At 62.0% G+C, this 6,019-nt stretch carries 7 protein-coding genes; 2 read left to right on the top strand and 5 right to left on the bottom strand.

Going from position 1 to position 6,019, the window contains the following annotated elements; genetic code table 11:
- Positions 1 to 96 precede the first annotated feature (96 nt).
- The 4 genes from nfsB to AAHM40_RS24930 form a co-directional block, all read right to left on the bottom strand.
- Entirely contained in the window at positions 97 to 750 is a 654-nt protein-coding gene (gene nfsB / locus AAHM40_RS24945; protein ID WP_342247084.1) for an oxygen-insensitive NAD(P)H nitroreductase, read from the bottom strand.
- A gap of 221 nt (positions 751 to 971) precedes the next feature.
- Complete coding sequence (locus AAHM40_RS24940) at positions 972 to 1,727, bottom strand: hypothetical protein (protein WP_342247083.1); 756 nt, start codon at positions 1,725 to 1,727, stop codon at positions 972 to 974.
- 200 nt (positions 1,728 to 1,927) lie between these two features.
- Positions 1,928 to 3,400, bottom strand: coding sequence for a DUF5666 domain-containing protein (locus AAHM40_RS24935; RefSeq protein ID WP_342247082.1), 1,473 nt, complete (start codon positions 3,398 to 3,400; stop codon positions 1,928 to 1,930).
- Complete coding sequence (locus tag AAHM40_RS24930; protein ID WP_342247081.1) at positions 3,397 to 4,251, bottom strand: DUF6502 family protein; 855 nt, start codon at positions 4,249 to 4,251, stop codon at positions 3,397 to 3,399. The genes AAHM40_RS24935 and AAHM40_RS24930 overlap by 4 nt, the downstream gene beginning before the upstream one ends.
- Positions 4,252 to 4,441: 190 nt before the next feature.
- On the opposite strand from AAHM40_RS24930, the gene AAHM40_RS27395 reads away from it, so the two are divergent.
- Positions 4,442 to 4,753 carry a hypothetical protein gene (locus tag AAHM40_RS27395; protein ID WP_446731622.1) on the top strand — a complete coding sequence of 104 codons (312 nt, stop codon included), beginning with the start codon at positions 4,442 to 4,444 and terminating at the stop codon, positions 4,751 to 4,753.
- 18 nt (positions 4,754 to 4,771) lie between these two features.
- Complete coding sequence (locus tag AAHM40_RS27390) at positions 4,772 to 5,176, top strand: hypothetical protein (protein ID WP_446731621.1); 405 nt, start codon at positions 4,772 to 4,774, stop codon at positions 5,174 to 5,176.
- A gap of 300 nt (positions 5,177 to 5,476) precedes the next feature.
- Here AAHM40_RS27390 and AAHM40_RS24920 read toward each other — a convergent pair whose 3' ends face one another.
- On the bottom strand, positions 5,477 to 5,905 hold the full coding sequence (locus AAHM40_RS24920) for a nuclear transport factor 2 family protein (RefSeq protein WP_342247079.1): 429 nt from the start codon (positions 5,903 to 5,905) through the stop codon (positions 5,477 to 5,479).
- Positions 5,906 to 6,019: the final 114 nt, after the last annotated feature.

The raw sequence follows: 6,019 nt of genomic DNA, 5'->3' as shown, positions 1-6,019 counted from the left end.
GGGCGATGCTATGCGAGTTTGCTCGGGGGGCCTGCTATCGCCCCCCCCCCCCCGATCAGGTGCAACGAAGGTTCACCAGACTGGCGTCGTGTAGGGTTAGATCTCGGTGATGACGCGATCGGCCGGCAGGCGCGACTTTGGCAACGCGGCGTTGAAATCTTTATCGCTGCGGTGCCCAAGGGCCACCAGGACCAGACTGGTGTAGCCCTGCTTGCGCAGGCCCAGTTCGGCGTCCAGGAACTGCGGATCGAAGCCTTCCATTGGCGTGGCATCCACACCCATCGCGGCGGCACCGAGCAGCAGCGTGCCCAGGGCCAGGTAGGCCTGCTTCTCCATCCAGTGCTGGAGATCGTTGCGCTCGTAGCGGTGCAGGTCCACGTAAGTCTGGCGGGTGCGCTGCTGTCCGGCGCGGGCCTCATCATCGCGGAAGCGGCCGTCGTCTGCCTCCTGCTGGAGCACGTGCGCCAGGTGGGCGTCGGTCATCTCGGTACGTGCGCAGATGAGGATGACGTGGGACGCATCCAGCACCTTGGGCTGGTTGTAGGCGTAGGGTCCCTGGGTGCCTTTGGCGAGGCGGGCCTTGCCCTCCTCCGAGCCAGCAACCACGAAGTGCCAGGGTTGGGAATTGACCGAGGACGGTGCCTGGCGCAACAGGACCAGCAGCTCGTCGATGGTGGCCTGGGGAACACGCCGGGCAGGATCGTAGGCCTTGGTGGTGTAACGCTGGCTGGCAAGGGACGCGAGGTTCATGGTTGGGCTCCGATGATCAGTGAGTGGCGCAGGCAGGCCTCGGTGCTGTGCCGGGCCAGCACATGGGCGGCGAGTGTGCCGAAGATCAGAGCGTCCAGACAGCGGCGAGGAGGCGAAGGACTTTCAAAGGAAACGCGAAAATAACAGGGGCCATCCTGGTAATTTTCGCGATGGACCGAAACCGGGGCTGATGTCGTCTCACGCGTGCATGGGCCAGCGGCTCAAAAGCTGTGACTGAGCACCAAGCCGCCACCAGTGTCGGGACTGGAGTCGGAAAATCCCTTGAGCGCATACAACTGAACCCTCCACTCGCTGCTGAGCCGTTGTGTCAGGAACAGGGTGAACTCCTGGATTTCGTCACCATCAGACGTCACTTTCTCGCGCCAGTCGTAAGCCGCACCCACGGAGGTGGTCGGCGCCAGGCGGGTGACCAGGCCGATTGATGTGAAGATTGGATCGCGGAAGTCGGTATCCGATGGATCGCCGAACTTCTTCCACCCCAGCGTGGCGAACCCGCTGATTGCACCGAAGGCTTGAGTGAGGTCGACCTGGGCGGAGTAGTCGGTCTTGCCGGTTCCCAGACAATGGTTCTCGTCGGCCGTCGGCAGTTTTATCTTGCCTACCAGATCCACCAGCAGGCTTCCTCCATCGCGGCCGTCCAGTAGTGCGTAATCTGCACTTGCCACGGTGTCGCCGACGCCGCTCTCGACGCTGCCGCAGTCGTCACCCGCCAAGGGTTCGCCATCCGGGCCCACCGCCGGGTTGGTGATACGCAGGTATGGAATGGTCAACTTGTAGATCATCGGGCCGGTTTCATACTTGCCGACCACTGGGACATACCAGGTCTCGCTGGTTGTCGGGGTTCCATAATCGCCCCGCGAATAATCGAGCCCCATCGACATCGTGAATTCGTCCGACAAGGCCGGCAATGCGAGGAACACCAGCAGGCCCGGTGAAATCACGCGCGTGGGGCTCATGATTACCTCGTTACGATACGGACATCGAAGTTCACATCAAGTGCATTGCCCCGAAGATGGCCTCACCGCTGAAGGCGACAGGCATTCGTTCTCCTGGCTACCATGCTGACGCCCGGCATGGGACACCCTTCCCAGCATAGACGGCGCGCCGGATTCCGTTTTGGCGTGTGCATGATTGCAGTTGTTTGCGTTTACCCACCCTAATGCGGGCCGGAATGATCCAATCGTTCGACCCGTTCGACCCGTTCGACCTTCTCCGGCCGCTCGACATGATCGGGCCGTTCGACGCGCTCAACGCGTTCTACTCGCTCCACCCGTTCAACGCGTTCCGGCTTGCCGGCCCGATCCGGCCGTTCGATTCTCTCAATCCGTTCGATTCGCTCTACACGTACACCGTTCTCGAATATTTCGATCCGCTCCCGAGTTTCAAGACGGTCGCCTGATTCTCGTGTTTCTATCCGCTCGCGGCGTTCCAAGTCACCAGAGGCGGATTCCTCTCGTCGCTCGATTCTCTCCCGTGTTTCTCCGGTATCGTTTTGCAGACGAGATTCGTTACCGTCGCGCCCGGAGTTACCGCTCTCCTGGTGCTCTGATTCGGACGTGTCCGTATCGATGTGATCGGAACCTTGCCGATTGGCCCCTTCGGGACGTTCGCGGATGAATTCGATCCGTTCCGCACGAATGGTCCGTCTGCTGTCGAATACACCGAATACCCGGATGCGCTGATCCACCGCAAGGTCCGCGGGCCGAGAGCTGCCGAAGGATGTACTGCGGTCTAGTTGGACCGTGAACCCGCCAAACTCGATGCGATCGCCTTGCTGCGACCGCACCAAGCCTTCCACCAGCGCGTTACGGGCCCGCCCGCCAAAGGGTAGCCCCGGATCGATACGGCTCTCGGCGACATTCAGCCGCTGTCCATTCCAGGTACCGCGAACCAGCACCTCGGTGCTTGGCGCCAGCGGCTTGCTGAGGGGCAGCCCCTGAAGATCGCCGGCACGCTCGATGGTGCCGATAGCGCTTGCCTGAGCAAGGTCCGGTGCCCGATCAATCCGGCTCGCCACTACCTCTCCCCGAGAATTGCGCAAGCCGCTGACCCGAACCGATTCGCCAGGGCGCAGGCCCTGCGGCACACGGGCGTCTGCCGCAATGCGAACGGGCTGCTCCATTACACGCATGGAGGCGGCCCCCGGGGTGACCGCGGTAATCGGGCCTTCATAGGCGTGGAGTATCGCAATGCTTCGGGCTTCCAGCCCTCTCGAGGACTTGTAGGCCTCGACGGCAACGACCTGCCCAATGGCCAGCTGCTTGCTGCTGGCGGGCACGCCGTTCTGGCTGAGCGAGGCCTTGCTGTCAAAGTGTACTTCCACGCCGTTGACGCAAATCGAACCGAAGCCTGTGATGGTCCCGACAATGCCGGTCCCCCCAATCCCGCCGTCGTCGTCCCTCGCTCCAGTGCCACCGATTCCGCCGTCGTCGTCCTTCACTCCAGTGCCACCGATTCCACCGTTGTCGGCCGGTGCTCCGGTGCCACCGATCCCGCCGCTGGCAACAGCGCCCGTCCCACCCATGCCGCCTGGTTCAAGGCAGGCGGGTGCTGCGCTCAAGGGCGAGACGCACAACAAAGGCCCGCTTATGAATGCAAGGGTGCAAAGAATGCGCGAGGCAATGTTCATGACGAACCGACCGTAGTGGACCTAGCAAAGGTTGACGGGTTGGGTTCGGTGTAGAAGTACAGGCCGATGGTGATTCGCTGCCGACTATCGGGGCTCGGAACATACTGGCCTTCCAGCTCCGCTGCCAGTTGGCTGAACGCGATCAGGACCTGCATGCCGTCCACCCGGACAGCTTCGCGCAGTTGGTCGACACCGGCTGGAGACAGGCTGTCGTAGTGGACACTGCGCTCGAAGAAAGGCTCGGACGTTTCGGTAAGGTTGTGTACGGCCGCGCAGGCATGGTCGTGAAGGTTATGCCGGAAATAGGCTGCCTTTTCGTCAAACCCACGCTGTGGAATAAAAGCCATCGTCTCCAGGTGGACACAGTCCTGATCATCGACTCGCACAATGCCCAGGCGCTGCCACTCATCCAGCACAACGCGAGCGCGGATGTCCTTGCTAACCGTCGCTACCAGTGCATCGAACGAGCGCTCCCCGCCATTGCTGGCCAAGCGAGCCAACGCCTGCGGTTCGCCAGGCTGCGCGCAGAATGGCGCGCTGTTCAGCCATATGCTGACCAGATGCGCGCCAAACGAAATGTTCTCTGGCAGATCGCTCGCATCTCCAACTACCTTGGACCGAAGGCGCTTGACGTCCTTGCGATGCACGCCGGTGAGCAAACTGATCCTGCTGTCAGTCGGTGGCTTGTCGTCGAGGCGGAACTCGCGTTCGGCGACATCGACGAAGACTTCCTTGAGCAAATCGGCGAAACAGTTATAGGAAACCCCTTTTCTGAGCATCAGCCTCACTAACGGGCGCATGACGTGCATTAGCGCCGGCAGTAGAGACGAAGGAAAAGAGGGTAAATGCATTCAAGGCATTCCTGAAGAACTGAACACAAAGGTCCATGTGGGAGGCAGCCCCACGCAATCCAAACGGAGCTTCAACTGCCATTTACTCTGGTACTGATTGGGCGGCTATCCCAAGTCCATTCCCTCAAGCAATCACAACCGACGGCATTGCCAGTCGAGTGGCACAAAACCCGGAGCCACGCCGGGTTTTGTGCTCTCTCGGAGTGGCTGTCTAGGCGCCGCCGCGATCATCGCCTACATCATGAGCCGGGCCATCGTCTGCCCCATGACCAACACCGTGCGCTTCGCCCATATCATGGCCGGGACCATCATCTGCGCCGTGGCCGACGCCATGTGCCTCGCCTACATCATGGCCGGGGCCGTCATCCGCACCATGACCAACACCGTGCGGCCCACCGTCATCGTGGTCATTATCGTTGTCGTTTCCGCGCCCACTGTTGGCGCTACCAGGTCCGCTGTTGCCGGCGTGGCCATCACCATCACCATCACCGCTGTGGCCTGACCCACTATGGCCGCCGCCGTGGCCGCTTCCACTTCCGCCACCTCCATCGCCGCCGTGGCCACTACCACTGCCGCCGCCTCCGTGGCCGCCCCCGCCTCCACTTCCACTTCCACTGCCACCGCCTCCGTGGCCGCCCCCGCCTCCACTTCCACTGCCACCGCCTCCGTGGCCGCCTCCGCCTCCACTTCCACCGCCACCGCCTCCGTGGCCGCCCCCGCCTCCACTACCACTGCCGCCGCCTCCATGGCCGCCACCGCCTCCACCACCGCTACCACCACCTCCGCCATCCTTTGCATACGCGCTGGAGAAATTGCCTATGTAGTCCGGAACCAGAACTGTCGAGGCCGACAAGACCCCGGCAATTGCCAGAGCCAGCAAACATTTCTTGAGCATCATGATGAACCTCCGGATGGAGTTGCGTAGTCATCTCCCTATCGAACGCAGTTGTTAGAAGACTCGCAGTCGCCCCGAGGAGCGGCCAACCAACCAGCTCAGCCCTGTATCTGCAACCTGAATGCTTGGCTGCGGATTCCGCGCTATGCGTGCAAGCCAGTCAGAACTTTGGTGTGGGATTTTTTCCCACACCATGAGGCTAGTACTGACAGCCCGGGTGTCAACGACCGACTATCCGGATTCGTGGTTCACGTGAGACGCCGAACGTGCAAGCCGCCCCTCCTGGATTTGCGAGCAGTGCTTCGCCTCGTTTGGCGCAAGGCGCGCGGGTCAGGCCTTGGCAGCGGCCAGGTAGGCGCCCAGACGTCGGCCCATTTCCTCACCCAGGGCCTGCAGGCCGCTCATGGGGCGGACCATGACCTCGAACTCGACGATCTTCCCCTGCTCATCGAAACGGATCATGTCGATGCCCTTCAGCTCGCGCCCTCCGACCGAGGCACTGAACTCCAGCACCACGCTGAGCCCATCGGCGGTTGCAAGCTGGCGGTGGTAGGTGAAGTCGACGAAAACCTTGAGCACGGTGTTGAGGATGGTCGAGACCACCACTGGTCCTGGATAGGGGGTATGCGCCATGGGTGAGCGGAACACCACGCTCGTTGCAAGCAGCTCGGGCAGCGCGCTGAGATCCTGCTGCGCAACCATGTCGTGCCAGCGCTGCAGCGACTCGGCGGCCCGGGGGTTCAGGTTCAGTTCGGACATCGTGCATTCCTCTCGATCGTTTTTCTTGTTGGGCGCACCCGCTGCGAATCGAGGCGCCGATTGGTGTGATCGGGACGGACGATAGCGAGCAGAAACGCCCGGGCTCAATGATCG

Origin of the sequence: Pseudomonas sp. OTU5201, from assembly GCF_038440135.1 — a bacterium.
Classification (GTDB): domain Bacteria; phylum Pseudomonadota; class Gammaproteobacteria; order Pseudomonadales; family Pseudomonadaceae; genus Metapseudomonas; species Metapseudomonas resinovorans.
This window is presented reverse-complemented; position numbering and strand designations above follow the sequence as displayed.

Coding starts and splice junctions, on each gene's coding strand:
- nfsB (WP_342247084.1), bottom strand. CDS start 750: ATGAACCTCGCGTCCCTTGCCAGCCAGCGTTACACCACCAAGGCCTAC.
- AAHM40_RS24940 (WP_342247083.1), bottom strand. CDS start 1,727: ATGAGCCCCACGCGCGTGATTTCACCGGGCCTGCTGGTGTTCCTCGCA.
- AAHM40_RS24935 (WP_342247082.1), bottom strand. CDS start 3,400: ATGAACATTGCCTCGCGCATTCTTTGCACCCTTGCATTCATAAGCGGG.
- AAHM40_RS24930 (WP_342247081.1), bottom strand. CDS start 4,251: ATGCATTTACCCTCTTTTCCTTCGTCTCTACTGCCGGCGCTAATGCAC.
- AAHM40_RS24920 (WP_342247079.1), bottom strand. CDS start 5,905: ATGTCCGAACTGAACCTGAACCCCCGGGCCGCCGAGTCGCTGCAGCGC.